The following is a 25,618-nucleotide window of genomic DNA, read 5'->3' as shown; positions in this document are numbered from 1 at the left end:
CTCGGTAACATTCGTCTTATCATCTCAATAGTAATTCGCTTGTGCAAAGAATAGCCTTCTGGTTATTCATGTATTAGTACTCAGTTACATGGATATACATAAGGTAGCAGAGGTAGTGAAACGCATAACTAAATCAAAAGACTAGAGAATTGGGGAAGGAGTTTGTAATGCGTAGTTTCGTTCCCAGCGAAGGTTATTCTGAAGCAAAGGGCATGCCGGTGCTCAGGGATCTGGGCACCGCTCTTGTCAATGGCGGAGCCGGGTTTCTTGGCTCGCATCTATGTGAACGGCTTCTGCTGCGCGGCCACAGCGTCATATGTCTCGACAATTTTTCGACCGGCCGCCGTGCAAATGTCGAGCATCTCGCCTCGAACGCCCGCTTCCGCATCATCGAGCACGATGTCCGTCAGCCCTTCGACATCGAAACATCGCTCATTTTCAACTTCGCCTCTCCCGCCTCTCCGCCGGACTATCAGCGGGATCCGGTCGGCACCTTGCTCACCAACGTCCTCGGCGCCGTCAACACCTTGGATTGCGCGCGCAAAACTGGCGCAATCGTCGTTCAGTCGTCGACATCGGAGGTCTATGGCGACCCGACCCAGAGCCCGCAACGCGAATCCTATTGCGGCAATGTCAATCCGATCGGACCGCGAGCCTGTTACGACGAGGGCAAACGCAGCGCCGAAACCCTGTTCTTCGACTACCACAGGACCTACGGCGTCGACATCAGGGTCGGCCGCATCTTCAACACCTACGGGCCGCGCATGCGTCTGGATGACGGCCGGGTGGTCTCCAACTTCATCGTGCAGGCCCTCCGCAATGCCGACCTGACGATCTACGGCGATGGTCAGCAAACCCGTTCTTTCTGTTATGTCGATGATCTTGTTGAAGGTTTCCTGCGTTTCTCGGCGGCCGGCAGCGCATGCCACGGCCCGATCAATCTCGGGAACCCCGGTGAGTTCACCGTTCGGCGCCTGGCGGAAATCATCCGGGATCTCACGAATTCGCGCTCCCGCATCGTTCACCTGCCTGCTGTCGTCGACGATCCCCGCCAGCGGCGGCCGGACATTTCCCGGGCGATGACCGAGCTGGAATGGCAGCCTCGTATCGAGCTCGAAGCCGGCCTGGCTCGCACCGTCGAATATTTTGACGGCGTGCTCGCCGGCACAGCGCGGGCGGAGGCCGTATGAGATGCCCCGCTACATTCTCGTCACCGGCGGCGCCGGTTTCATAGGCAGTCATATCTGCAAGGCGCTGTCGCGCGCCGGGATGATCCCGGTTACCTACGACAACCTGTCGACGGGACATGCCGACAGCGTCCGCTGGGGCCCGTTCGTCCGCGGGGAACTTGGTGACGCAGCCGCGCTGCGCCGGACGATGGCCGAATTTTCGCCAGATTGCGTCATCCATTGCAGCGCCAATGCCTATGTCGGCGAATCCGTCGACATGCCGAGGAAATATTACCGCAACAATGTCGTCGGCAGCCTGACGCTGCTCGAGGCCTGTCTTGACCAGGACATAGACCGAATCGTCTTTTCGAGCAGTTGCGCCACTTATGGCGTTCCCGCCTCGTTGCCGATACGCGAGGAATGCCCGCAGCGACCGGTCAATCCCTATGGCCGCACCAAGCTGATCTTCGAAATGGCGCTTGAGGATTTTGCCGCCGCCTATGGCATCCGCTTCGCCGCCTTGCGTTATTTCAACGCGGCCGGCGCCGATCCGGAGGGCGAGCTTGCCGAGCGTCACGAGCCCGAGACGCATCTTATCCCTCGCGCCCTTCTTGCTGCCGCGGGCAGATTGGACCGGCTCGATATCTTCGGAACCGATTATGCGACCGAGGACGGAACCTGCGTGCGTGATTATATCCACGTCAGCGATCTCGCGCAGGCCCATCTCGCCGCCGTCAATCATCTGCTTGCGGACGGCGGCTCGCTCAGCGTCAATCTCGGTTCCGGCCGCGGCACCTCCGTACGTGAGATCCTCGACGCGGTCTATCGCGCGAGTGGCCGCGAAGTCCCGGTCCGTTATCGGCCGCGTCGTGTTGGCGATCCGCCAATCCTATTTGCCAACACGGCAAGGGCGAAGGCGGAACTCGGCTTCGCGCCCACACTCTCGGATATCGATACGATCATCCGTACTGCCGGCCCGACCTTCGGGCTGGAGGTGACTGGATGAGCCTGATTTCGGACTTCGGTTACCGAGTCACAACGGCGAAAGCGGCTGCCGACCCATTCAAGCCAGTGTTCACCGGGTGGAATCGTGCAGCCTATGGTTTCGGCATCTTCTGCTGGCTGGCCGCACTCGGCTATTTCTGGATCTGGTGGTGCCAGTCCACCCATATCCTTTCCTGGGTCGCCTTCGTGCTGGTCACCGTCGTGCTCGCCTGGATCACGCTCGTCCCGGCCTATTTCATCCTGATCTTCCTCGATGCGAGAACGCTCAGTTCGCGCGCACGGCTGCCGGAGGGACGCGTGGCAATGGTCGTCACCAAGGCGCCGTCCGAACCCTTTGCCGTCGTCCGCGCGACGCTTGAGGCGATGCTCGATCAGGTCGGCGTCGAATTCGATGTCTGGTTGGCCGACGAAGATCCTTCGGAGGCAACCAGGCGCTGGTGCGCCGAGCATGGCGTGCTGATCTCCACCCGCAAGGGGGTGGCGGAGTACCACCGCACGACATGGCCGCGCCGGACGCGCTGCAAGGAGGGCAACCTCGCCTATTTCTACGACCATTTCGGCTATGCGCGTTACGATTTCGTCGCTCAGTTCGATGCCGATCATGTGCCGACGCCGACCTATCTTCGTGAAGTGCTGCGCCCCTTTGCGGATCCTCGTATCGGCTACGTCTCCGCCCCCAGCATCTGCGACGCGAATGCCGCGGCGAGCTGGGCCGCCCGCGGCAGGCTCTATGCCGAGGCAAGTCTGCACGGTTCGCTTCAGACCGGTTACAACAATGGCTGGGCGCCTCTTTGCATCGGCTCCCACTATGCGGTCCGCACATCGGCGCTCCGCCAGATCGGCGGCCTTGGCCCTGAACTTGCAGAGGATCATTCGACGACGCTGATGATGAACGCCGGTGGCTGGCGCGGCGTCCATGCGGTCGATGCGATCGCTCACGGCGACGGCCCGGCGAATTTCGTCGATCTGGCCGTGCAGGAATTCCAGTGGTCGCGCAGCCTCGTCACCATCCTGCTGCAATATTCCCGCGGCTACCTCATCCATCTGCCCTGGCGGCTGAGGTTCCAGTTCGTTTTTTCGCAGCTATGGTATCCGCTGTTTTCGGGCTTCATGGCCGTGATGTTTCTGCTGCCGGTTGCTGCTTTGCTGACGGGCCATATTTTCGTCAACGTCACCTATCCGGATTTCCTGCTGCATTTCGCGCCGATCTCCATCGTGCTGATGTTGTTTTCCTTCTTCTGGCGGGCGACGGCAACCTTCAGGCCGCATGATGCGAAACTGTTCGGCTGGGAGGGGCTTGCCTTCATCTTTCTGCGCTGGCCGTGGTCGCTCGCCGGCAGCCTGGCAGCTGTTCGCGACTATATCTCCGGCTCGTTCGTCGACTTCCGCATCACGCCGAAAGGCAGGCAGGAGCAGCAGTCTTTGCCGCTACGCGTCGTTGCCCCCTATATCGGCCTCGCCGGCCTTTGCGCCCTTGCCATGCTGTTCGCCAACGATGCTGCTGCAGCGCAGGGTTTTTATATTTTCGCCGCGGTGAACCTGTCGATCTATCTGTCGCTGACGGTGCTGATCGTCGTTCGCCATACGATCGAGAATGGCTTGCCATTGCTGCCGCAGTCACGCGGGCTGTGGCTTGCGACGGCGACCGGGCTCGCGATCTGCGTCACCGGCGGCATGCAGGCAGGCAGCCATGGGCTGCGCAGTCTCGAGGCCCTTTCCCACGGCCAGACGTTCATCAGTTTCAGCCAATCGCGATTTGCCGTGGCCGGTGCCGGCCTCGGTGGCGGCAAAACACGGATCGTGAAGTTCCGCCTCAGATGGAATGGCTTCGGAAGCGCGGCACGGGACCAACAAGGTGTGTGAGCCGGCTGAACCGGTCAGCTCAAGGAGGAGGATGTAATGCGTATCGGGTCGAGATCATTTGGAGCAGCCCTTGCTCTCAGCCTGTTTTTGCCGCTGGCGGCGCAGGCTGCCGAGGCGGCCAACAAGAAGGCGCCGACGCCGCTCAGCGCCTATGAGCTCTATCGGATTTACGGTGACAGGACCTGGACCTGGGACACCGGCGGCGGGCGCTTCTTCGAGGATGGCCGGCGGTTCGTCGCCTGGGTGAATGATAAGGGCAAGCAGTCCTTCGCCGAAGGCAAATGGGTGGTCGACGATCTCGGCCAGCTCTGCATGCGCGCAACCTGGACGAATGCCGAGGGGGCAGCCCGTGCCAGCACCTGTTTCGGGCACCGCAAGATCGGCAACACGATCTACCAGCGCCGCCAGCCGAACGGCAACTGGTACGTCTTCCGCCATGCCTCGGCGCGCCAGGACGACGAATTCCGCAAGCTCGTCTCCACCGATACCGTCAGCGCCAAGGCACATGAACTGAAGCAGGTCCTGAACCAGGAACTGACCCGAAAAGGAGGGTGAGCCATGCAGAAGCTGACGAGAAGCCACCTTTCGACCGCCGCGCTCGCGCTGCTGCTGTTGTGCGCCGCGCAGCTGCCGGGCCGAAGCGAGGTGCAATATGCCGGATTGGCCCCGAACCCGGCCGCGAGCGCGCGGACGATCATCGACAAACGCCCGGTCGTTCATGCCGACGGCATCAAATTCGGCGCTTACGACCCGCATGGCGATTTCGGCGCTCAGACCAATGTCTCGACCGAAGCCCTGTTCCTGCCATGGGAAGACGTCGACCTGGAGACGCTGCGCCTTGCCGATGCCTATGCGCTGGCCAGAGGCCGCAACCTGCTGATAACGGTAGAGCCGTGGTCCTGGGACGTCGACTGGCGTCCGCCCTCCGAGGAGCTTCGCCGAAAGGTCCTGCGCGGCGATTACGATGTCAACATGCGGGCGATCGCGCAGATGATATCCCAGATGAAAAGCCCGGTGATCGTCCGCTGGGCCCAGGAGATGGAGGATAAGTCCGGGCGGTTTTCGTGGGCCGGCTGGAGCCCGCAGGACTATATCACGGCCTATAAGAGGATGATGGACATCGTCCGCGAGGAGGCGCCCGGCACTGAGCTCATGTGGTCGCCGAAGGGCTTGCCGGGCTTGCAGGACTACTATCCCGGCGACGACTACGTCGATCTCGTCGGGCTCTCGGTTTTCGGCCTCCAGCGCTACGACGAGCTTGCCTACAACAAGCACCGGACTTTCTCGGAAGCGCTGAAGCAGGGCTATGATCTCGTCGCCGGCTTTGGAAAGCCCGTCTGGGTCGCAGAGCTGGGCTACGAAGGCGGCGACGCCTATATGAGGCCATGGATCGAGATGGCGACGCTGAAACAACGCGACTTCCCCAACCTTCGGGAAGTGGTCTATTTCAACGACCGGGAGGTGCACCCCTGGCCGTTCGATCTCGGCCGACCTGACTGGCGCGTGGTCCAAAGCCTGGCGGCCAACTGAGAGGGCATGTCGGCTGCGTTTGCGACAGCGGCACGGAAGAAGCAAGCGTTGAACGCGGAGCCGAAGGACGCCGCCGTGCTTCCGTCTGGACATCAGAGAGGCCCGCCGGGGTTTTGCGGGCCTCTCCTCTCAGACCAGGCGATCGATCATCCCTTGATCGTCGCCTTACCCTCTTCGATGAGCCGGGTTGCCGCATCGACGGGCGAAATCCGTTCGAAGGCAAGCTCGTCGCAGATCGGACGCAGTACGCGCTGGTCGAACTGGGTCGCGCCCATCGGCACCGGCGGCGGATATTCGCCGACCTGATCCTTGAGCATGTTGACGTATTTGACCGTTTCCTGCTCGGTCGGATTGAGCTGCGGCAGTATGGCTTCACGCACCGTCGGCGACATCGGCACACCGCGCTCGACGCCGAGGATCTTGCCCGCCTCCACATCGTTGACGAAGAAGTCGATGAACTTGGCAGCCGCCTCGCCATTCTTGGTGGTGGCGCCGACGCTCCAGATCAGCGCCGGGCGATAATAATGTCCCGAGGGGCCGCCCTTCTTCTCGCGCGGCAACATGGTAATGCCAAGCTTGTTCTTGATGATCAGCTGATAGCCGATCATTTGGTTGGAATAGGCCATGCCGATCACCGATTTGCCGAGACCGAGGGCGTTGGTGTCGATGGTATTCTGGTCGAGCGTCTGGACGTCGGCAGCAACCGTGCCGCCCGCCTTGCGCAGCCCCTCCCAATAGTCGAACCACTGCCTGGCATCATCGGCCGTGAAGCCGAGCCCGACGCTTTCCTTCGCAAACAGGCTCTTGCCGCGCTGACGCAGCCAGGCGTCGAACACATAGGCGTAGCGTGCGGCATAAGGACCGCCGCCCTTGCCCGAGGATTTGGCGAGTTCTACGGCGAGCTTGGCATACTCATCCCAGGTGAGGTCAGGCGTCGGCAGCGGGATGCCGGCCTTTTCGAATTCGACCGTGTCGAAGAACATCGAGAATGAGTTGAGACCGAGGCCGACACCAAAAAGTTTGCCGTCGATCGTGGTTAGTTTCAGCATGTCGGCGCCGAAGCTGTCGACCTTCAGCGTCGAGGGGACGAATTCATCGAGCGGCAGGCAGGCGCCGCGCTTCGAATAGTCGGAGATCGTCCCCGGCTCGAGCTGCAAAACATCCGGGATCGCCCGGCCGGCCATCTGGGTGGCGAGCTTCGTCCAGTAGCCTTCACCGGAGAGCGATTCGCCGACAATCGTGACGCCAGGCGTCTTCGACTGATAAAGCTTGGCCACATCGAGTGTGCGTTTGGCGCGGTCATTGGATCCCCACCACATTGCCCGCAGCTGTGCGTCCTCTGCAAAGGCCGGAACGGCGCTTCCCACGCCGAAGGCAAGGCCCGCGGCCGTACCGGCTGAACCCATCAGGAATGAACGGCGATTGACCTGCATGATATCCTCCTTGTTCCCGTTATGCCCTCTGCCATCCTCCATCGGCGTGCCGGGGCATTTCGGCGGTGAGAGTACGCAAAAATATTTCTAATGCAAGAAATAATGAATATCTTGCAAATTTGCATTATTTGCATAATGCTTGCCGCATGAACGATCAGAAAATCAGACGGCCGCGCCAGGCCGACATCGCCACGCTGGCCGGCGTCTCCGTCTCCACGGTATCGCGCGTGCTTGCCAATGAGCCCGGCATTAGCGAGGCCGTCCGCCGGCATATCCTGAAGGTGGCTGCCGAGCACGGCTATCCGATTAAATCCTCCACTGAGGCCGTTGCCGGAGGCCTGGCGCTGATCGCCAGCGACGGCGTCACGGGCGGGCTCAGCGTCTTCTACGAAGCGATCGTCGAGGGCCTGCGCGCCGGAGCTGCCGGAGCCGGCATGCCTTTCGAGATCCGCCTTGTCCGAGAGGACCGGACGACGCCGGATGCCGTACGAGACTCCATGCAGGCTGCCGGCGCCGAAGGCCTGTTTCTCGTCGGCATCGATCCGAACGAGATGCTGCGAGACTGGCTGGAAGCGACCATGACGCCCACCGTTCTCGTCAACGGCACCGATCCCCGAATGCAGTTCGATGGCGTTTCTCCGGCTAACTTCTTCGGTGCCTTCGAGGCTACCAGCCGGCTGACGAAAGCCGGCCATCGTCGAATCCTGCACCTGACCGCCTCGCATCGCCATACGATTCGCGAGCGCATCCGTGGTTTCGAAGCGGCGATCGCCACCGTATCAGGCGCCGAGGGCCGTCTTGTGCCCTTGGTCCTCCAGGGGAGCCCCAGCCGCGAGGCGCATGAAGGCACGGCCGCGATTCTTGCCGAGGATGCGGGCTTTACTGCTGCCTTCTGCATGAACGACTTCATTGCCGTCGGTGTGCTCGAGGCCGTCACCGAAGCAGGCCTGCGTGTGCCGGAGGATTTCGCGATCGTCGGTTTCGACGATCTGCCCTGCGCGTTGATGACCAATCCGCGGCTTTCCACCATGCGCGTCGACCGCGCCGCCCTCGGGCGCGAGGCCGTCTCGCTGATGCTGTCCCGGTTCCGCAACAGGACGGCCGCGGCGCGCCACATCTGCCAGGCGGTCGTTCCGGTTCCGGGAGGAACCGTTCCGAGTGCCGAATCCGTGAGAGATGCCAATGACCTATGATCCCGCCAGCGCCAACCCCCTTGCCGGCAATCCGCTGGAAACTCGAGCCGATATGAGCCGCGCCCTGCTTGGGCTCTTCGATCCGCTGCTGGCCAGTTTTTCCAAGGGTAATGCCCGCGTCAGGCTCAATGGCGCCGCCGCTCATTTCGACCGGGCCGCGGCCGATCTCGAAGGTTTCGCCCGCCCGCTCTGGGGATTGGCGCCGCTTGGCGTCGGTGGCGGAGACTTTGCCCATTGGGATCGTTTCGCCGAAGGCCTCGCAAACGGCACCGATCCCGCTCATCCCGAATATTGGGGGACGGTCAATGGCCGCGACCAGCGGATGGTCGAGCTGGCCGCCCTCGGTTTTGCCCTGGCGCTGGTGCCGGAAAAGATCTGGGAACCGCTCGATGCGCGCGCCCGCGGCAATGTCGTCGCCTATCTCAACCATGCCAGGCAGTTCGACTATGCCGACAATAACTGGAAGTTCTTCCGCATCTTCGTCGATATCGCCCTCGACCGTCTCGGCGCCGATTTCGACCGCAACCTGACGCGGCAATATCTGCAGGAACTCGAAGATTTCTATATCGGCGATGGCTGGTATCGCGACGGAAACGTGCGCCGCATCGACCACTACATTCCCTTCGCCATGCATTTTTATGGGCTGATCTATTCGAAACTCGTCGACGACGATTATGCCAAGCGCTACCGCGAGCGCGCGATCCTCTTCGCCCGTGACTTCCGTCATTGGTTTGCCGCCGACGGGGCGACGATCCCTTTCGGTCGCAGCCTGACCTATCGCTTTGCCTGCGCCGGCTTCTGGTCGGCGCTCGCCTTTGCCGATGTCGAGGCTTTGCCCTGGGGTGAGGTCAAACATCTCTGCCTGCAGCATCTGCGTTGGTGGAGGGACAAGCCGATTGCCGACCGCGACGGCGTTCTCTCGATTGGTTTCGGTTATCCAAACCTGCTGATGTCGGAGAGCTACAATTCCGCCGGCTCGCCCTATTGGGCTTTGAAGGCCTTCCTGCCGCTGGCGATCACGGAGAACCATCCCTTCTGGAGCGCCAGCGAGAAGGCGCCGGAGAAGGCGCCTGAGGTCGTCCCCCAGCGCCATCCCGGCATGGTCCTGATGCGGGCGGGCCGCGACGTCGTGGCGCTATCTTCCGGCCAGGAAAACCTGCAGATGCGTTTCGGCACCGAGAAATACGCAAAATTCGCCTATTCCACGCGGTACGGCTTCAGCGTCGAGGCCGACGAACGCGGCTTTGCGCTTGCCGCCTTCGATTCCATGCTGGCTTTCAGCGACGACGGCCTGCACTACCGCGTGCGTGAAACGAATGAGGAGGCCCGGCTCTCGGGTGATGTGCTTCATTCGAAATGGTCGCCCTTCCCCGATGTTGAAGTCGAAACTTGGCTCGTGCCCGCCGCCCCCTGGCACATCCGTCTCCACCGGATCAGGTCGGGCCGGCCGCTGCGGATTGCCGAAGGCGGCTTTGCCATCGGCCGCCGCGACTTCGAGCAGGATAGGCTGTCGGCCTCGGATGGGGCAGCCTATGCGATCGGCGAAGCCGATTTCACCGGCATTCTCGATCTCGGCTCTTCGATCAAACGTGTCGGACTCGCCCAGAAGGCCCAGCCCAACACCAATGTGATCGTCGCCAAGACCATCGTGCCGCAGCTGCGCGGCCAGATTCCGGTCGGCGAGACCATTCTGGTGACGGCGGTGCTGGCGCTTGATGATCCCGCTGCTGTCTCCTCCGCCTGGACGCGGCCGCCGCAAGCGCCTGATATTGCGGCGCTGGAGGCGCTGGTGCGCGAAAACGGCGTGATCGTCAGCGCCATCGAAGCGCCGGGTCAGATGCCATGAGCCGCCCGGCGATCGTCCTTGCCATGGAGCCGTCGCGCACCGAGCATGTCCTGCCCGACGAGATCCTGCGCCGGCTCGACACGATCGGTCGCCTGCTCGATCCCGAACCGCTGCAGCGCTTCGACGACGGGCGGGCAAGACGCCTGCTGTCCGAAGCCGAGATCCTGATCACCGGCTGGGGTGCGCCTTATGTCGGGCCCGAGATTCCCGCTGCCGCGCCGCGGCTTCGCCTGATTGTGCACGCGGCTGGTACGGTGAAGGGCATTGTCGACGAAGCCATCTTCGAGGCCGGCATCATAGCGGTCAGTCACGCAGCCGAGGCCAATGCCGTGCCGGTTGCCGAATTCACGCTTGCCGCGATCCTCTTCGCCGGCAAACGCGCCTTCCGTTTCCGCGATCTCTACATCGCCGACCGCAACCGCGATCGGACCTACCCGATGCAGCGTGAAGCGATCGGCAACTATGGCCGCACCCTCGGCATCGTCGGCGCCTCGCGCATCGGCAGGCGGGTAATCGAACTCCTGAAACCCTTCGACTACACTCTGCTGCTGTTCGATCCGATGCTCGATGCGCGCGAGGCAGCTGGCCTCGGAGCGGAGAAGGTCGATCTCGACGAATTGATGCGGCGCGCGGATATCATTTCCCTGCACGCGCCGTCGCTGCCGTCGACGCAGCATATGATCGATGCGCGAAAATTGTCGCTGATGAAGGACGGGGCAACACTGATCAACACCGCGCGCGGCGTTCTCATCGATGAGGCCGCCCTGCTTTCGGAGCTGAAGACCGGCCGCATCGACGCGGTCATCGACGTGACCGATCCGGAAATTCCGGAGGCGGCTTCGGTCTTCTACGATCTGCCGAATGTTTTCCTGACACCGCATGTCGCTGGCGCCATCGGCCTGGAACGGGCGCGTCTCGGTGCGATGGCGGCGGATGAGGTCGAGCGTTTTGTGACCGGCCGGCCGCTGCTCTACCGGATCAGCCGGGAAAATCTCGAAAACATCGCCTGACGCGTCGCGCTGACCATGCGGTCAGCGGGGTGTTCTCAAGGAATTGGGCGAACCGTCATTGGCGAGCTCGGGCATCAGCTCGGCGATATCGACCACCTTGCCGGTGCGCGAGCTCGTCAGCGCCGCAATGCCGCAAAGCACGGACATGGCGCCCGCCCGCGTGCCGGCGCGCTGGCCAAGCCTGTCTTCCATATCGGGCTTGAAGATCATGTTGCGCATCCGGTCGTCGCCGCCGTAATGGCCGCCGGTGAAATGCGGCACGACGATGCGTTCGACAGCTTCCTTGCCGTTCGGGAAATTACGAATGAGCAGGATCGTATCCTGTTTCGGCTCTTCCCAGGGCTGGGCCTCGTACTGGCGGATTTCGATACGGCCTTTGGTGCCGTTGAAGGCGAGATGATGGCCTTCGATCGGCTGGAAGGTGTTCAGTGAATAGGAAACATGGACGTTGTTGCGATAGCGGATGGAAACGACCATCGTATCGGGAATATCGATGTCTTCGCGGAAAACGCAGCCGTCGCGGAAATAGCCGTCGATCTTCGAAGGATCCTCGTAAAGCTGATCGAGGAACGGATCCTTTTCGAGATCGAGATAGTAGTCGCATTCACGCGCATGCGGACAGAGCTTGCAGCGGGGTCCACGGAAAGGGCCCTTACGGCCGTAGTTCTGCAGATCGGCGAAAGAGGTGACAGCCTCGGGATCGCTGTCGAGATACCAGTTCAGCAGATCGAAATGGTGGGTGGCCTTGTGGACGAACAGGCTGCCCGAATTTTCCGTATAGGCATGCCAGCGGCGGAAATAATCGGCGCCATGCTTGGTGTTGAGATACCAGTGAAAATCGACCGAGGTCACGCGGCCGATCTCGCCGGCGTTCAGCAGCTCCTTGATCTTTGCGGCCGTCGGCGCATAGCGATAGTTGAAGGAGACGTCGACCCGCCGACCGGTGCGCTTTTCGGCGTCGAGAATCCGGCGAATTTTCTCGATCGAGGTGGTCATCGGCTTTTCGGTGATGACATCGATGCCGGATTCCAGCGCCCGCACGATGATGTCGTCGTGCGTTTGGTCGGGCGTGCAGACGATGGCGAGATCCGGCTTCTGCTCGGCAAGCATGGAATCGATGTTTTCATAGAGCGGCGCATTGCTGCCGATCATGTTGCGGGCGCGCTCGCCGCGAAGCGAGTTCTTTTCGACGATGGCTGTGAGGTCGACATGTTCGCGCCAGCCGGCAAGCAGGTCCTTGCCCCACATGGTGGTGCCTCGGTTTCCGGTGCCGATCAGGGCAAAACGGCGTTTCTCCATCGGAAGAGTCCTCCTGCATACGTGATGAAACAATTGGATTTGAAATCAGATCTGGCAGCAGTTTCGGAAACGCTCGACGCAAGTGGCGATCACTTCGCTGGCCGGTCGCTTCCACCAGTTTTCGGACGAAAAGATTTCCACTTCCTGCGCGCCGAAGAAACCGGCGGCCTCGATCATTCGTCTTATGCCCTTGAGGTCGATGACGCCATCGCCCATCATGCCGCGGTCGAGCAGCATGTCCTTAGTCGGCACCAGCCAGTCGCAGATGTGATGGGCGAAGATGCGGTTCATGCGCCCGGCGCGGGCAATCTGATTGGCAAGATCGGGATCCCACCAGACATGATAGACATCGATCGCAACCCCGACATCCTCGCCGAGTGGCTCGCACATATCCAGCGCCTGGCCGAGCGTGTTCACGCAGGCGCGGTCGGCGGCATACATCGGATGCAGCGGCTCGATCGCGAGTTTCACGCCGGCAGCCTGCGCATGCGGCAGCACGGCGGCAATGCCATCGAACACCATCTGTCGGGCGGCGACGATATCCTTCGAAGCGCCCGGCAGGCCGCCGACGACGAGCACGAGACAATCGGCCGAAAACGCGGCTGCCTCATCGATGGCGCGTCTGTTGTCGTCGAGGTTCTTCTGCCAGTCGGCCTCGTTTGCCGCGGGAAAAAAGCCGCCGCGGCAAAGACCAGTCAGCTTGATGCCGTTCGATTTGACGATCCGCACCGCCTCGTCGAGGCCGGCCTTGGCGACCTGATCGCGCCAGGGCGCGATCGAGGTGATGCCGTGTTTCAGGCAGATATCGACGGCCTCGGCAAAGCCGCATTGCTCGCGGATCGTCGCCAGGTTGATCGAAAGTCCTTCGACCTGCATGTCATTCTCCTCCCATTCCGAAGCTGATGCTTCAGTTGACGCCGTGGACGGCGAGCACCTGGCGCATGCGGCTTGCCGCAAGTTCGGGATCAGCCAGAACCCGAGCTTTGTCGGCCAGCCGGAAGAGTTCGGCCAGGTGGCCCAGCGAACGCGTGCTCTGCTGACCGCCGACCATGGTGAAATGATCCTGCAGGCCGTTGAGATAAGCGAGGAAAACGACGCCGGTCTTGTAGAAGCGGGTCGGCGCCTTGAAGATGTGGCGCGACAGCGGCACGGTCGGCTCGAGCAGGTCGAAGAACTCGTGATTGCTCTGGCGACCGAGCGCGTCGAGCGCAGCCGAAGCCGCGGGCGCGATGGCGTCGAAGATGCCGAGCAGCGCGTCCGAATGGCCCTGTTCGTCGCCGGCAATCAGTTCCGCATAATTGAAGTCGTCGCCGGTATACATGCGCACCGCTTTAGGCAGTTGCCGGCGCATGGTCACTTCCTTCTCCTTGGAAAGCAGCGAGATCTTGATGCCGTCGACCTTGGCGGCATTGGCTTCGATCACCTGCAGACACGTTTCCATCGCCTTCAGGTGGTCGCCATTGCCCCAGTACCCCTCGAGCGCCGGGTCGAACATCTCTCCCAGCCAGTGGATGATGACGGGTTCCCTTACCTGACGAAGGATGCGGTCATAGACCCTGACGTAATCGTCCGGGCCTTTTGCCGCGACGGCAAGCGCCCGGCTTGCCATCAGAATGATACGTCCGCCGGCCGCCTCCACCGTTTCGATCTGCTCTTCATAGGCCTTGATGATTTTATCGACGGTCACGTCGGGACCGGGTGACAGATGATCGGTGCCGGCGCCGCAAGCGATCAGCGCGTCCTTGCGGCCGGCCGCCTCGGCAAGCGCCCGGCGGATCAGGTCGCGTGCCTCCGGCCAGCCGAGGCCCATGCCACGCTGCGCAGTGTCCATCGCTTCGGCGACGCCGAGGCCGAGATCCCAGAGCCGGTGGCGGAAGGCGAGCGTCCGCTCCCAGTCGATCGCCGGCGTCAGCCAGGGATCGTTGTCGGCAAGCGGATCGGCGACCACATGGGCGGCGGCAAAGGCGATGCGCGGAAAACTCTTGGCGTCGCGTTTCTTCAGTTCGATCGGCGTGCCGGCAAGCGCGTAGGGAACGATCTTGCCGTCGAGGGGAAGATTGATCGTGGTCACGGCTTAAAACTCCAGCGTCGGAACGTCGAGCCAGCGGCGCTCGGCCCAGGATTTCAGCCCGAGTTCGGCAAGCTGCACGCCCTTGGCGCCGGCTTCCAGCCCGTAGGGCCAGCGAGCATCTTCGACGACGTGGCGGATGAACATTTCCCACTGCGCCTTGAAGCCGTTGTCGAAGGCCTGTGTGTCCGGAACCTCATCCCACGTCTTGTAGAAATCGATTGTCTGCGGCTGGTCGGGGTTCCAGACCGGCTTCGGCGTGTTGACGCGATGCTGGCTCCAGCATTTCGTCAGGCCGGCGACGGCCGAACCATGGGTGCCGTCGACCTGGAAGGTCACGAGGTCGTCGCGGCGCACACGAACGGCCCAGGATGAGTTGATCTGGGCGATCGCGCCGCCTTCGAGCTCGAAGGTCGCATAGGCCGCATCGTCGGTGTCGCAGTCATAAGGCTTGCCCTGTTCGTCGATGCGGCGCGGGATGTGCGTCGCGCCAAGGCAGGAGACGGCCTTTACTTCGCCGAACAGGTTGTCGAGCACGTAGCGCCAGTGGCACAGCATATCGAGGATGATGCCGCCGCCGTCGCCCTTGCGGTAGTTCCAGGACGGCCGCTGGGCCGGCACGCCCCAATCGCCTTCGAATACCCAGTAGCCGAATTCGCCGCGCACCGAGAGGATCTGGCCGAAGAAACCGGAATCCTTCAGCAGCGCCAGCTTGCGCAGGCCGGGCAGGAAGAGCTTGTCCTGCACGACGCCGTGCTTGAGCCCGGAGTGGCGCGCCTTGCGGGCAAGGTCGATCGCCACCTGCAAATCGTCCGAAATCGGCTTTTCGCAATAGACGTGCTTGCCGGCGTCGAGCGCCTTCGACAGGAGCTCGGCGCGCATCAGCGTCGTGCCGGCGTCGAAGAAGATCGTGTCGTCGGGATTGGCGAGAGCGGCATCGAGATCGGTCGACCAGCGCTTGATATTGTGCTTCTTCGCCAGCTCTTCCATCTTGGCGCCGTTGCGGCCGACGATGATCGGGTCGATCTCGAGTTTCTCCCCCGACTTGAGCGTGATGCCGCCCTGGTCGCGGAAGGCCAGGATAGAGCGCACCAGGTGCTGGTTGTAGCCCATGCGGCCGGTGACGCCGTGCAAGATGATCCCCAAGCGTGCCATTTTTTCCTCCCTGCAATCTTTTGCGGCGGGAGCGGGCGTTCCGGCCCGGCCCTCCCAAGCCGGTAACTAAACAGTTACTTGATGGCAGAAGAGCGGCGAGCCTGTCAATAGTCAAATCCTGCTTTCAGTGTTCAGCGCTTGATAGAGGCGAGCGTGACGTGGACGATATGCCTTTCCCAGGCATTGAGATGGGCCGGCTCGATCAGGTCGCGGCCGAAGATCGTCGAGAGCGTGTACTGGTTGGAAAGGTAGAAATAGCCGAGCGAGGCGATCGTCAGATAGACATGCAGGGGATCGGCTGTCTCGATGAAGACGCCCTGCTTTTTCCCCCGTTCGAGCACGTCGGAAAGTTCGCCGATCAGATGCGAATGCAGCTCCTTGAGCCGGATGGACTGACGCAGCCAGCGGGCGCGGTGCAAGTTTTCCGTGCCGAGCAGGCTCAGGAACTCCGGATGCTGGAGAAAATAGCGCCAGGTGAAGAGCGCCAGTTCGCCGATGCCTTCCTCCGGGCTGCGGTCGCCGATATGCAGCGCCCGCTCGGCCGTGCGGATGCCGACATAGGCTTCCTCGAGCACCTTGAGGTAAAGCTGCTCCTTATCGCCGAAATAGTGGTAGAGCATGCGTTTGTTGGTGCCGGCGCGTTCGGCGATCGCGTCGACACGAGCCCCGCCCATGCCGTTTTCGGCAAACTCCCGCGTCGCCGCTTCCAGGATCGCGGCGCGTGTCCGCTCCGGATCGCGTTGGCTCGTGCGCTCCTGAGATAGGCGCCGAGGCCGTTTCCCCGCATTCTCCCCGCTGTCGTTCATCGCTCCACCTTCCGTCTTCACGTGTTGCGCTCATAAGCCTTCGGTAAGAAATTGTAAAAACCGAATTCGAAGGCCGGCTCGCGAGCCGACACCCCGCTTGACACGCTTGCCGCTTTGCTCGTAGCTTGTAACCAATTAGTTATTTGCGCAAGCGAAACTAGTCTTGGAAGCGTGTGGAGGCGCTTCCCTTTGGAGGAGGAAAAAATGACCCTACGTGTAAGCAGACGTAATTTTGTCGCGGGAAGTGCGGCGCTTCTGTCCCTCTCTGCGCTTGGAACCAGCGCCTTGGCACAGGAAACGCGCTTGCGTCTCCTGTGGTGGGGCTCGCAGCCGCGCGCCGACCGCACCAACAAGGTGTCGCAGCTCTATCAGACGAAAAATCCGGGCACGTCGATCACCGGCGAGTTCCTCGGCTGGGGCGATTACTGGCCGCGGCTTGCGACCCAGGTCGCCGGCCGCAACGCGCCTGATGTCATCCAGATGGACTATCGCTATATCGTCCAATATGCGCGGCGCGGCGCACTGGCTCCGCTTGAGTCCTATATGCCGGCCAAGCTCAATCTCGACGATTTCGACAAGGCCCAGATCGAAGGCGGCAGCGTCGACGGTCATCTCTACGGCGTGAGCCTCGGGGCCAATTCCGCCGCGACGGTGCTGAACACCACCGCATTCAAAGAGGCCGGCGTCGATCTGCCGACGCAGGCGACCACCTGGGATGAATTCGCCCGCATGGGTGCGGAGATCACCAAATCAGGCAAGCGCAAGGGCATGTTCGGCATTGCCGACGGCAGCGGCGCTGAACCGCTTTTCGAGAACTGGTTGCGTCAGCGTGGCAAGGCGCTTTATACCGCCGACGGCAAGATCGGCTTCGCTGTGGAGGACGCATCGGAATGGTTCGACATGTGGGCCAAGTTCCGCGAGGCCGGCGCCTGCGTTCCCGCTGATATCCAGGCTCTCGACAAGAACGATATCGAAACCAACACCGTATCGCTCGGCAAGTCGGCCGCAGGTTTTGCCCATTCCAACCAGTTCGTCGCCTATCAGGCAATGAACAAGGACAAGCTGGCGCTCACTAACTACATGCGCATCAAGCCGGATTCGAAGGGAGGGCACTATCGCAAGCCTTCGATGTTCTTCTCGGTCTCGGCCCAGTCGAAGTCGGTGGAGAAGGCGGTTGATTACATCAACTTCTTCGTCAAGAACCCCGAGGCCGTGCTGCTCCTAGATGTCGAGCGCGGCATTCCGGAATCGGCCGCCATGCGCGAGGTCGTTGCGGCAAAGCTCGACGAGAACGGCAAGGTCGCGCTGGCCTATGTCAGCGGCCTTGGCGACCTCGCCGGAAAACTGCCCCCGCCGCCGCCGGCCGGTGCCGGTGAGGGCGAGCTGATGTTGCGCAACATCGCCGAACAGGTCGGCTTCGGGCAACTGTCTCCTTCCGACGGCGGCAAGCAGCTTGTCACCGAAATCACGCAGATTCTCGCACGAGGCTGATCCCGTATGAGCAATGCGATGCGCACGCCCGCAGGGGCCATCTCAGTGGAAAGATATCAGGGGGCCGTGGCCGAAGGACGCTTCAGGCGTCTCTGGAATGCCAATGCTCCCGGCTATCTCTTCCTCCTTCCGTGGCTCGTCGGCTTCTTCGGGCTGACGCTCGGACCGGCCCTGATTTCGCTCTACCTCTCCTTCACCGACTACGACATGCTGCAGTCGCCCCGGTGGGTGGGAATGGCGAATTACGTGCGCATCGCCACGGCGGATCCGAAATTCTCGGCCGCCATGAACGTCACGCTGACTTACGTCGTCTTCTCGGTGCCGTTCAAGCTGACCTTCGCGCTGCTGGTCGCCATGGCGCTCAACCGCGGCCTGCGCGGCTTAACCGTCTATCGCGCCATCTTCTATCTGCCGTCGCTGCTCGGCGGCAGCGTGGCGATCGCTGTGCTCTGGCGTCAGCTTTTCGCGAGCGATGGTCTTGTCAACGCCGCGCTCTCGCAGTTCGGCATCGAAGGGCCGAGCTGGATCTCGCATCCGAACTATTCGATCTACACGCTGGTGGCGCTGTCCGTCTGGCAGTTCGGTTCGCCGATGATCATCTTCCTTGCCGGCCTGCGCCAGATCCCGCAGGATATGTACGAGGCGGCCAGCCTCGACGGCGCCTCGAAATTCCGCCAGTTCTACAAGATCACGCTGCCGCTTCTGACGCCGGTGATCTTCTTCAACGCCGTCGTGCAGACGATCGAAGCCTTCAAGGCCTTCACGCCGGCCTTCATCATATCTGGCGGCACCGGCGGCCCGATCAATTCGACACTGTTCTATACGCTCTATCTCTACCAGGAGGCCTTCGGCAATTTCCGCATGGGCTATGCCTCGGCGCTCGCATGGATCCTGGTGGTGATCATCGCGATCTTCACCGCCTTCTCCTTCCTGACCTCGCGTTACTGGGTGCACTACGATGACTGAGATGACCGCTTCCGTTACTGCGGCCAGGCCGCCATCTGATATCACCAAACGCAGCCTGCCGGCCTCGTTCGTCATCCACGCCCTCCTGATCGCCGCCTCGCTTCTCATGGTCTATCCGCTGTTGTGGATGGTGTCGGCATCAGTCAGGCCGGAAACCGAAATCTTCTCGTCGACCTCGCTCATTCCGTCGTCGATCGATTTTTCGTCCTATGCGCGGGGTTGGGTCGGCCTCGATGTCAGTTTCGGCCGGTTCTTCTGGAATTCGCTCGTCATCTCGCTGCTGGTGGTGACGGGCAATGTCATCGCCTGTTCGCTGACGGCCTACGCCTTTGCCAGGCTGCGTTTCGCCGGCCGTAACTTCTGGTTCGCGATCATGCTCGGCACGCTGATGATCCCCTATCACGTGACGCTGATCCCGCAATATGTGCTCTTCCTCGATCTCGGCTGGGTGAACACGATCCTGCCGCTTGTCGTGCCGAAGTTCCTGGCAAGCGACGCCTTCTTCATCTTTCTGATGGTGCAGTTCTTCCGCGGGATCCCGCGCGAACTCGACGAGGCGGCGATGATGGATGGCTGCAGCGCCTGGCGGATCTATTGGAAGATCATGCTGCCGCTGTCGCTGCCGGTGCTGGCGACTGCCGCGATCTTCTCCTTCATCTGGACCTGGGACGATTTCTTCGGACCGCTGATCTACCTGAACGACATGAACACCTATACGATCCAGCTCGGACTGCGCACCTTCGTCGATTCCACCAGCGCCTCCGATTGGGGTGGTCTCTTCGCCATGTCGACCCTGACGCTGGTGCCGGTGTTCTTCTTCTTCCTGTTCTTCCAGCGCCTGCTGATCGAGGGCATCGCCACGACCGGCATGAAACGTTGATGGCGGCAATGGAAAAGAGTGACATGAGCATCAAGACCGTCGCAATCGTCGGCTGCGGCATCGGCCGTTCGCATATCGTCGAAGGTTATCTGCCGCATTCCGACAAGTTCAAGGTGGCGGCGATCTGCGATCTGAACGAAGAACGTTTGACGGCGGTCGGCGACGAGTTCGGTATCGAGCGCCGCACCACTTCTTTCGAGGCGCTGCTGGGCGACGAAACCATCGACATCATCGACATCTGCACCCCTCCGGGCATTCATCTGGAGCAGGTGGTCGCGGCCCTGGCGGCTGGCAAGCATGTTGTTTGCGAAAAGCCGCTGACGGGTTCGCTTGCCGGGGTCGACACGATCATGGAGGCGGAAAAGGCCGCCAAAGGCGTGCTGATGCCGATCTTCCAGTATCGTTACGGCGACGGCATCCAGAAGGCCAAGCGGATCATCGACGCCGGTATTGCCGGCAAGCCCTATACCGCGTCCGTCGAAACCTTCTGGCTGCGCAAGCCCGAATATTACGCCGTGCCCTGGCGCGGCAAATGGGCCACCGAGCTCGGCGGCGTGCTCGTCACCCACGCCTTGCACCTGCACGACATGCTGATGCACCTGATGGGCCCGGCAGCAAGGGTCTTCGGCCGCGTCGCAACCCGCGTCAATGATATCGAGGTCGAGGACTGTGCCTCCGCCAGCCTGCTGATGGAAAACGGCGCCTTCGTCTCGCTGTCCTGCACGCTCGGTTCGCAGGAACAGATCAGCCGCCTGAGACTGCACTTCGAGAACGTCACCTTCGAAAGCACGCACGAGCCCTACACACCAGGCAAGGATCCCTGGAAAATCATCGCCGCCAATGACGACGTCCGGGAGAAGATCGACCGGGTGGTCGGCGACTGGCAGCCGGTCGCGCCGCGCTTCACCACCCAGATGGGCCAGTTCCATGCCTTCCTCAGCGGCGACGGGCCGCTGCCGGTAACGACGGTCGATGCCCGCCGTGCGCTCGAGCTCGTGACCGCCATCTACCAGTCTTCCGACAGCGGCGCCGAAGTGCCGCTGCCGGTCGGTCCAGACAGTCCGAAATACGCCGATTGGCGCGCAAGAACGAAGTAGCCGATAAATAAACGAGAGGGTTTTGGGAAGATGGCAACCAGTGTCGTTCTTCAGAAGGTCGAAAAGCGCTACGGCGCCTTCGATGTTATCCATGGCATCGACCTGACGATCGATCCCGGCGAATTCGTCGTTTTCGTCGGCCCCTCGGGCTGCGGAAAATCCACCCTGCTGCGCATGATCGCCGGCCTCGAGGAAATCACCGGTGGCGCGCTGCTGCTCGACAGCGAGCGCATGAACGAGGTGGCGCCCGCCAAGCGCGGCATCGCCATGGTCTTCCAGTCCTATGCGCTCTATCCCCACATGTCCGTTTACAAGAACCTCGCCTTCGGCCTGGAGACGGCGGGTTACAAGAAGGCCGAGATCCAGCCGAAGGTGAAGCGCGCCGCCGAAATCCTGCAGATCGAGAAGCTCCTCGAGCGCAAGCCGAAGGCGCTCTCCGGCGGCCAGCGCCAGCGTGTCGCGATCGGCCGCGCCATCGTGCGCGAGCCGCGCATCTTCCTGTTCGACGAGCCGCTGTCCAACCTCGATGCCGAACTGCGCGTGCAAATGCGCGTCGAAATCTCCCGCCTGCACCGGCAGCTCGGCAACACCATGATCTACGTCACCCATGACCAGGTCGAAGCCATGACGATGGCGGACAAGATCGTGGTGCTGAATTCCGGCCGCATCGAGCAGGTCGGCGCGCCCCTCGATCTCTATAACAACCCCGCCAACCGTTTCGTCGCCGGCTTTATCGGCAGCCCGAAGATGAATTTCCTCAGGGCCCGGATCGAGCAGGTCGGCGGGACTGAGACCAGCATCAATGTCTGCGGCAATTCCGTTCACCTGCCGCGCCGGCTGAAGGGCGAGGCCGGCCAGGATGTTACTTTCGGCATCCGCCCCGAGCACCTGTCGCTTGCCGGCGGCGCCATCGCGCTCTCCACCGTCAATGTCGACCTCGTCGAAAATCTCGGCGGCGCCACCATGCTCTACACCACGACGCCGGATGGCCAGCTCCTGACCGTCGCACTTGACGGCCAGCAGAAAGTCGAGCGCGGCACCAACGTCACGACCTTCTTCGATCCGGTCCGCTGCCACGTCTTCGATGCCTCGGGCAAGACGATCTGACCGCTCCGCTTGACAGCCGATCTGCCTCTGCCCCATCATTTCGGTGACGGGGCACTGGAACAGGATGAATCCTGTTCCAGGTTAAATAGTTAGAGCATGACGTCGTCCGAAAAACCGCTCACATTTTTCGGCATCATGCTCTGGGGGGATAAGCATGACGCCTGAAGATAGGATTCATGCGCTCGGCATCTGGCAGGGCCCGATCGACATTTCGCCGATAACAGGCGGCATCACCAACAGGAACTATCTGGTCAGCGATGCCGTGGCGCGTTGCGTGGTCAGGCTCGGCACCGATATTCCGATCCATCACATCATCAGGCAGAACGAGCTTGCGGCGAGCCGTGCGGCGCATGCCGCGGGTATATCGCCCGCCATCATCCATCATTCGCCCGGCGTTTTGGTGCTGGAATATATCGAGGCGAGGGCGCTTTCGCCGAAAGACATCAGGACGCCCGACATGCTCGCCCGGGTCTTGCCGCTGGTGCGCGCCTGCCATCACGATATCGCCCGCCATTTCCGCGGTCCGGCGATGATCTTCTGGGTTTTCCATGTCATCCGCGATTATGCCGCCAGCCTGAAGGCGGCGGGCAGCGTCCATCTTCCCTTGCTTGCGAAACTCCTCGCCAAGGCCGAGACGCTGGAAGAAGCGGCAGGACCTTTCGAGATTGCCTTCGGCCACAACGATCTGCTCGCAGCCAATTTCCTCGATGACGGCAAGCGGCTCTGGCTGATCGACTGGGATTATGCGGGCTTCAACACGCCGCTTTTCGACCTCGGCGGGCTGGCCTCCAACAACGAACTGCCGGAAGCCGCCGAACTGACGATGCTGGAGATCTATTTCGGCCGGCCGCCAACCGATGAACTCATCAGACGATACGCCGCGATGAAATGCGCCTCGCTGCTGCGTGAGACGCTGTGGAGCATGATTTCGGAAATTCATTCCACCATCGATTTCGACTATGGCGCCTACACGTCCGAGAATCTCGGGCGGTTCGAGCGAGCCTATCAAGCCTTTGAACAGGATCGATAAATGACGAGACAATTACCGAAGACGGCAAAGGCCGTGGTCATCGGCGGCGGCATCATCGGCTGCTCGACAGCCTATCATCTCGGCAAGCTCGGCTGGACCGATACCGTGCTGCTCGAACGCAAGAAGCTGACCTCCGGCACCACATTTCATGCCGCCGGCCTTGTCGGCCAGCTGCGCACGAGCGCTAACATCACCCAGCTGCTCGGCTACTCCGTCGATCTCTACAAGCGGCTCGAAGAGGAAACCGGCCTCGGCACCGGCTGGAAGATGAATGGCGGCCTGCGCCTTGCCTGCAACGAAGAGCGCTGGACGGAAGTCAAGCGTCAGGCGACCACCGCCCAGTCCTTCGGCCTGGAAATGCAGTTGCTGACGCCGCAGGAGGCTTTCGACCTCTGGCCGCTGATGACGATTGACGATCTCGTCGGCGCAGCCTTCCTGCCCACGGACGGCCAGGCCAACCCTTCCGACATCACCCAGGCGCTGGCGAAAGGGGCCCGCATGTCCGGCGTTTCGATCTTCGAGGATACGGAAGTCCTCGACCTCGAAATCGACAAGGGGAAAATCCGCGCCGTCATCACGGCTGAGGGACGCATCGAATGCGAGCGCGTCGTGGTCTGCGCCGGCCAATGGACGCGCGCCTTTGGCCAGCGCTTCGGCGTCAACGTGCCGCTGGTCTCGGTCGAGCATCAATACATCATCACCGAGTCCTTCGGCGTGCCCTCCAACCTGCCGACGCTGCGCGATCCCGATCGCCTGACCTATTACAAGGAAGAGGTCGGCGGTATCGTCATGGGCGGCTATGAGCCGAATCCCATTGCCTGGGCGGAGAAAGGCATTCCCGAGGGTTTCCATTACACGCTGCTGGACAGCAATTTCGAACATTTTGAGCAGATCATGGAACAGGCGCTCGGCCGCGTCCCGGCGCTGGAGAATGTCGGCGTCAAGCAGCTGCTGAACGGCCCGGAAAGCTTCACGCCCGACGGCAACTTCATTCTCGGCGAGGCGCCGGAACTCAAGAACTTCTTCGTCGGCGCCGGTTTCAACGCTTTCGGCATCGCATCTGCCGGCGGCGCCGGCATGGCGCTTGCCGAATGGGTGGCGAAGGGCGAGCCGCCCTACGATCTCTGGCCCGTCGATATCCGCCGTTTCGGACGCCCGCATTTCGACACGGACTGGGTGCGGACCCGCACACTCGAAGCCTATGGCAAGCACTACACCATGGCCTGGCCGTTCGAGGAGCATTCGAGCGGCCGCCCCTGCCGCAAATCGCCGCTCTACGACCGGTTGAAGGCGCAGGGCGCCTGTTTCGGCGAAAAGCTCGGCTGGGAGCGGCCGAACTGGTTTGCCGATCTCTTTGCCAATGAGGAGCCGAGGGACGTTTACAGCTATACCAGGCAGAACTGGTTCGAGGCCGTCGGCCGTGAGCATAAGGCGGTGCGCGAGGCGGCCGTCATCTTCGACCAGACCTCCTTCGCCAAATTCGTGCTCAAAGGCAGAGAAGCCGAGGCCGCACTGTCCTGGATCGCCGCCAACGATGTCGCAAGGCCCGTCGGCTCGCTGATCTACACGCAGATGCTGAACGACAAGGGCGGCATAGAATGCGATCTGACGGTCGCTCGTATTGCTGAGGACGAATATTACATCGTCACCGGCACCGGTTTCGCCACGCATGACATCAACTGGATCGCACGCAATGTTCCGGAGGGCATGCATGCCGAGCTGGTCGACGTCACCTCGGCCTATTGCGTGCTGTCGCTGATGGGACCCAATGCTCGCGCCGTGCTGGAGAAGGTGACCGGGAGCGATGTTTCGAACGCGGCCTTCCCCTTCGCCCAGGTCAGGACCATCGGGATTGCGGGCTGCCCCGTGCGGGCGCTGCGCATTACCTATGTCGGCGAACTTGGCTACGAGCTGCATGTTCCCATCGAGTATGCGACTACGGTCTACGACGTGTTGATGGCATCGGGCGGCGAATTCGGCCTCGTCAATGCTGGCTATCGCGCCATCGAGAGCTGCCGCCTGGAAAAAGGTTATCGCGCCTGGGGGTCCGACATCGGTCCCGATCATACGCCTGTCGAAGCCGGTCTCGCTTGGGCAGTGAAGACGCGCAAGACCATTGCTTTCCGCGGCCGCGAGGCGATCGAGCGGCAGCTCAAGGAAGGTGTGAAGAAGCGCCTCGCCTGCTTCGTTCCCGACGATCCCGAGACCGTGCTGCTCGGCCGCGAAACCATCTATCGCAACGGCGAACGTGTCGGCTGGCTCTCGAGCGGCGGCTTCGGTTATACGCTGGGCAAGCCGATCGGCTACGGCTATGTCCGCAACCCCGATGGCGTCACGGAGGATTTCATCCTCTCCGGCACTTATGAGCTTGACGTGGCCAGGCAGCGTATTCCTTGCAAGGTATCGCTGGCGCCGCTCTATGATCCCGAGATGGCGCGTGTGAAGGGCTGAGGACACAAAGTGACGCGAAGAGACGGCGTGCCGTGTGGCACCCCCCTCTGCCCTGCCGGGCATCTCCCCCACAGGTGGGGAGATCGGCTGGGCGCAAGGGTTTCCCCAAACAACATTACTTGGCGATCAGTAGATTTCTGGAAAGGGACCGAGCGATCGCCTCTTGCCGATCTCCACCCTTGTGGGGGAGATGCCCGGCAGGGCAGAGGGGGGTGCCAC

21 protein-coding genes are annotated in these 25,618 nt (G+C 61.9%); 15 read left to right on the top strand and 6 right to left on the bottom strand.

The window, feature by feature from the left end; all coding sequences use genetic code 11:
- The first annotated feature begins 167 nt into the window (after positions 1-167).
- Genes GA0061105_RS09670 through GA0061105_RS09650 form a run of 5 tightly spaced genes read left to right on the top strand, consistent with a single transcriptional unit; the run spans position 168 to position 5,567 of the window.
- Positions 168-1,190 (top strand): UDP-glucuronic acid decarboxylase family protein, encoded by a 1,023-nt coding sequence (locus GA0061105_RS09670; RefSeq protein WP_064693267.1) that lies wholly within the window; start codon positions 168-170, stop codon positions 1,188-1,190.
- A gap of 1 nt (position 1,191) precedes the next feature.
- Positions 1,192-2,175, top strand: a complete 984-nt coding sequence (gene galE, locus GA0061105_RS09665) for a UDP-glucose 4-epimerase GalE (RefSeq protein WP_092749698.1) — start codon at positions 1,192-1,194, stop codon at positions 2,173-2,175.
- The gene (locus GA0061105_RS09660; RefSeq protein ID WP_092749677.1) at positions 2,172-4,037 is read left to right on the top strand and encodes a glycosyltransferase family 2 protein; all 1,866 of its coding nucleotides are present in this window, start codon (positions 2,172-2,174) and stop codon (positions 4,035-4,037) included. The genes galE and GA0061105_RS09660 overlap by 4 nt, the downstream gene beginning before the upstream one ends.
- Before the next feature lie 36 nt (positions 4,038-4,073).
- On the top strand, positions 4,074-4,592 hold the full coding sequence (locus GA0061105_RS09655) for a DUF995 domain-containing protein (RefSeq protein WP_064693270.1): 519 nt from the start codon (positions 4,074-4,076) through the stop codon (positions 4,590-4,592).
- A 3-nt stretch (positions 4,593-4,595) separates the two neighbouring features.
- Positions 4,596-5,567 carry a glycoside hydrolase family 26 protein gene (locus GA0061105_RS09650; RefSeq protein ID WP_064693271.1) on the top strand — a complete coding sequence of 324 codons (972 nt, stop codon included), beginning with the start codon at positions 4,596-4,598 and terminating at the stop codon, positions 5,565-5,567.
- A gap of 146 nt (positions 5,568-5,713) precedes the next feature.
- On the opposite strand, the gene GA0061105_RS09645 is transcribed toward GA0061105_RS09650, so the two are convergent.
- A complete protein-coding gene (locus GA0061105_RS09645; protein WP_092749675.1) occupies positions 5,714-7,000 on the bottom strand; it encodes an ABC transporter substrate-binding protein in 1,287 nt (428 codons plus the stop codon).
- 146 nt (positions 7,001-7,146) lie between these two features.
- Between GA0061105_RS09645 and GA0061105_RS09640 the strand changes: the two genes are divergently transcribed.
- Genes GA0061105_RS09640 through GA0061105_RS09630 form a run of 3 tightly spaced genes read left to right on the top strand, consistent with a single transcriptional unit; the run spans position 7,147 to position 11,049 of the window.
- Positions 7,147-8,193, top strand: coding sequence for a LacI family DNA-binding transcriptional regulator (locus GA0061105_RS09640; RefSeq protein WP_092749673.1), 1,047 nt, complete (start codon positions 7,147-7,149; stop codon positions 8,191-8,193).
- On the top strand, positions 8,183-10,039 hold the full coding sequence (locus GA0061105_RS09635; RefSeq protein ID WP_092749671.1) for a DUF2264 domain-containing protein: 1,857 nt from the start codon (positions 8,183-8,185) through the stop codon (positions 10,037-10,039). Before GA0061105_RS09640 ends, GA0061105_RS09635 begins: the two co-directional genes overlap by 11 nt.
- Positions 10,036-11,049: a hydroxyacid dehydrogenase gene (locus GA0061105_RS09630; RefSeq protein WP_092749670.1), complete on the top strand. Its 1,014-nt coding sequence runs from the start codon at positions 10,036-10,038 to the stop codon at positions 11,047-11,049. Before GA0061105_RS09635 ends, GA0061105_RS09630 begins: the two co-directional genes overlap by 4 nt.
- 21 nt (positions 11,050-11,070) lie before the next feature.
- Here GA0061105_RS09630 and GA0061105_RS09625 read toward each other — a convergent pair whose 3' ends face one another.
- The 5 genes from GA0061105_RS09625 to GA0061105_RS09605 form a co-directional block, all read right to left on the bottom strand.
- Complete coding sequence (locus GA0061105_RS09625; RefSeq protein WP_092749668.1) at positions 11,071-12,348, bottom strand: Gfo/Idh/MocA family protein; 1,278 nt, start codon at positions 12,346-12,348, stop codon at positions 11,071-11,073.
- A gap of 45 nt (positions 12,349-12,393) precedes the next feature.
- The gene (locus tag GA0061105_RS09620; protein WP_092749666.1) at positions 12,394-13,224 is read right to left on the bottom strand and encodes a sugar phosphate isomerase/epimerase family protein; all 831 of its coding nucleotides are present in this window, start codon (positions 13,222-13,224) and stop codon (positions 12,394-12,396) included.
- 31 nt (positions 13,225-13,255) lie between these two features.
- Positions 13,256-14,419 (bottom strand): dihydrodipicolinate synthase family protein, encoded by a 1,164-nt coding sequence (locus GA0061105_RS09615; protein WP_092749664.1) that lies wholly within the window; start codon positions 14,417-14,419, stop codon positions 13,256-13,258.
- 3 nt (positions 14,420-14,422) lie between these two features.
- The gene (locus GA0061105_RS09610; protein WP_092749662.1) at positions 14,423-15,571 is read right to left on the bottom strand and encodes a Gfo/Idh/MocA family protein; all 1,149 of its coding nucleotides are present in this window, start codon (positions 15,569-15,571) and stop codon (positions 14,423-14,425) included.
- Between the two features lie 131 nt (positions 15,572-15,702).
- Positions 15,703-16,377 (bottom strand): TetR/AcrR family transcriptional regulator, encoded by a 675-nt coding sequence (locus GA0061105_RS09605; RefSeq protein ID WP_092749660.1) that lies wholly within the window; start codon positions 16,375-16,377, stop codon positions 15,703-15,705.
- Between the two features lie 204 nt (positions 16,378-16,581).
- Between GA0061105_RS09605 and GA0061105_RS09600 the strand changes: the two genes are divergently transcribed.
- The 7 genes from GA0061105_RS09600 (at position 16,582) to GA0061105_RS09570 (ending at position 25,399) form a co-directional block, all read left to right on the top strand.
- Positions 16,582-17,868 (top strand): ABC transporter substrate-binding protein, encoded by a 1,287-nt coding sequence (locus GA0061105_RS09600; RefSeq protein ID WP_092749658.1) that lies wholly within the window; start codon positions 16,582-16,584, stop codon positions 17,866-17,868.
- A gap of 6 nt (positions 17,869-17,874) precedes the next feature.
- Positions 17,875-18,834, top strand: coding sequence for a carbohydrate ABC transporter permease (locus GA0061105_RS09595; protein WP_064693282.1), 960 nt, complete (start codon positions 17,875-17,877; stop codon positions 18,832-18,834).
- Positions 18,827-19,714 carry a carbohydrate ABC transporter permease gene (locus tag GA0061105_RS09590; protein WP_092749656.1) on the top strand — a complete coding sequence of 296 codons (888 nt, stop codon included), beginning with the start codon at positions 18,827-18,829 and terminating at the stop codon, positions 19,712-19,714. Before GA0061105_RS09595 ends, GA0061105_RS09590 begins: the two co-directional genes overlap by 8 nt.
- Entirely contained in the window at positions 19,714-20,811 is a 1,098-nt protein-coding gene (locus GA0061105_RS09585; RefSeq protein WP_208601634.1) for a Gfo/Idh/MocA family protein, read from the top strand. Before GA0061105_RS09590 ends, GA0061105_RS09585 begins: the two co-directional genes overlap by 1 nt.
- 30 nt (positions 20,812-20,841) lie before the next feature.
- Complete coding sequence (locus GA0061105_RS09580; RefSeq protein ID WP_092749654.1) at positions 20,842-21,918, top strand: ABC transporter ATP-binding protein; 1,077 nt, start codon at positions 20,842-20,844, stop codon at positions 21,916-21,918.
- A gap of 154 nt (positions 21,919-22,072) precedes the next feature.
- The gene (locus GA0061105_RS09575) at positions 22,073-22,948 is read left to right on the top strand and encodes a choline kinase family protein (RefSeq protein ID WP_092749652.1); all 876 of its coding nucleotides are present in this window, start codon (positions 22,073-22,075) and stop codon (positions 22,946-22,948) included.
- Positions 22,949-25,399 carry a GcvT family protein gene (locus GA0061105_RS09570; RefSeq protein ID WP_092749650.1) on the top strand — a complete coding sequence of 817 codons (2,451 nt, stop codon included), beginning with the start codon at positions 22,949-22,951 and terminating at the stop codon, positions 25,397-25,399.
- The last annotated feature ends 219 nt before the right edge of the window (positions 25,400-25,618 follow it).

Source organism: Rhizobium aethiopicum, from assembly GCF_900094625.1.
Classification (GTDB): domain Bacteria; phylum Pseudomonadota; class Alphaproteobacteria; order Rhizobiales; family Rhizobiaceae; genus Rhizobium; species Rhizobium aethiopicum.
The sequence above is the reverse complement of the archived record's forward strand: the minus strand, read 5'-3'. Positions and strand labels throughout refer to the sequence as shown.

Bases quoted from the DNA above. Each gene is read 5' to 3' on its own strand.
- GA0061105_RS09590 (WP_092749656.1), top strand. From the start codon at position 18,827: ATGACTGAGATGACCGCTTCCGTTACTGCGGCCAGGCCGCCATCTGAT.
- galE (WP_092749698.1), top strand. From the start codon at position 1,192: ATGCCCCGCTACATTCTCGTCACCGGCGGCGCCGGTTTCATAGGCAGT.
- GA0061105_RS09650 (WP_064693271.1), top strand. From the start codon at position 4,596: ATGCAGAAGCTGACGAGAAGCCACCTTTCGACCGCCGCGCTCGCGCTG.
- GA0061105_RS09640 (WP_092749673.1), top strand. From the start codon at position 7,147: ATGAACGATCAGAAAATCAGACGGCCGCGCCAGGCCGACATCGCCACG.
- GA0061105_RS09570 (WP_092749650.1), top strand. From the start codon at position 22,949: ATGACGAGACAATTACCGAAGACGGCAAAGGCCGTGGTCATCGGCGGC.
- GA0061105_RS09670 (WP_064693267.1), top strand. From the start codon at position 168: ATGCGTAGTTTCGTTCCCAGCGAAGGTTATTCTGAAGCAAAGGGCATG.
- GA0061105_RS09610 (WP_092749662.1), bottom strand. From the start codon at position 15,571: ATGGCACGCTTGGGGATCATCTTGCACGGCGTCACCGGCCGCATGGGC.
- GA0061105_RS09585 (WP_208601634.1), top strand. From the start codon at position 19,714: ATGGCGGCAATGGAAAAGAGTGACATGAGCATCAAGACCGTCGCAATC.
- GA0061105_RS09620 (WP_092749666.1), bottom strand. From the start codon at position 13,224: ATGCAGGTCGAAGGACTTTCGATCAACCTGGCGACGATCCGCGAGCAA.
- GA0061105_RS09635 (WP_092749671.1), top strand. From the start codon at position 8,183: ATGACCTATGATCCCGCCAGCGCCAACCCCCTTGCCGGCAATCCGCTG.
- GA0061105_RS09600 (WP_092749658.1), top strand. From the start codon at position 16,582: ATGACCCTACGTGTAAGCAGACGTAATTTTGTCGCGGGAAGTGCGGCG.
- GA0061105_RS09580 (WP_092749654.1), top strand. From the start codon at position 20,842: ATGGCAACCAGTGTCGTTCTTCAGAAGGTCGAAAAGCGCTACGGCGCC.
- GA0061105_RS09655 (WP_064693270.1), top strand. From the start codon at position 4,074: ATGCGTATCGGGTCGAGATCATTTGGAGCAGCCCTTGCTCTCAGCCTG.
- GA0061105_RS09630 (WP_092749670.1), top strand. From the start codon at position 10,036: ATGAGCCGCCCGGCGATCGTCCTTGCCATGGAGCCGTCGCGCACCGAG.
- GA0061105_RS09660 (WP_092749677.1), top strand. From the start codon at position 2,172: ATGAGCCTGATTTCGGACTTCGGTTACCGAGTCACAACGGCGAAAGCG.
- GA0061105_RS09625 (WP_092749668.1), bottom strand. From the start codon at position 12,348: ATGGAGAAACGCCGTTTTGCCCTGATCGGCACCGGAAACCGAGGCACC.
- GA0061105_RS09575 (WP_092749652.1), top strand. From the start codon at position 22,073: ATGACGCCTGAAGATAGGATTCATGCGCTCGGCATCTGGCAGGGCCCG.
- GA0061105_RS09595 (WP_064693282.1), top strand. From the start codon at position 17,875: ATGAGCAATGCGATGCGCACGCCCGCAGGGGCCATCTCAGTGGAAAGA.
- GA0061105_RS09645 (WP_092749675.1), bottom strand. From the start codon at position 7,000: ATGCAGGTCAATCGCCGTTCATTCCTGATGGGTTCAGCCGGTACGGCC.
- GA0061105_RS09605 (WP_092749660.1), bottom strand. From the start codon at position 16,377: ATGAACGACAGCGGGGAGAATGCGGGGAAACGGCCTCGGCGCCTATCT.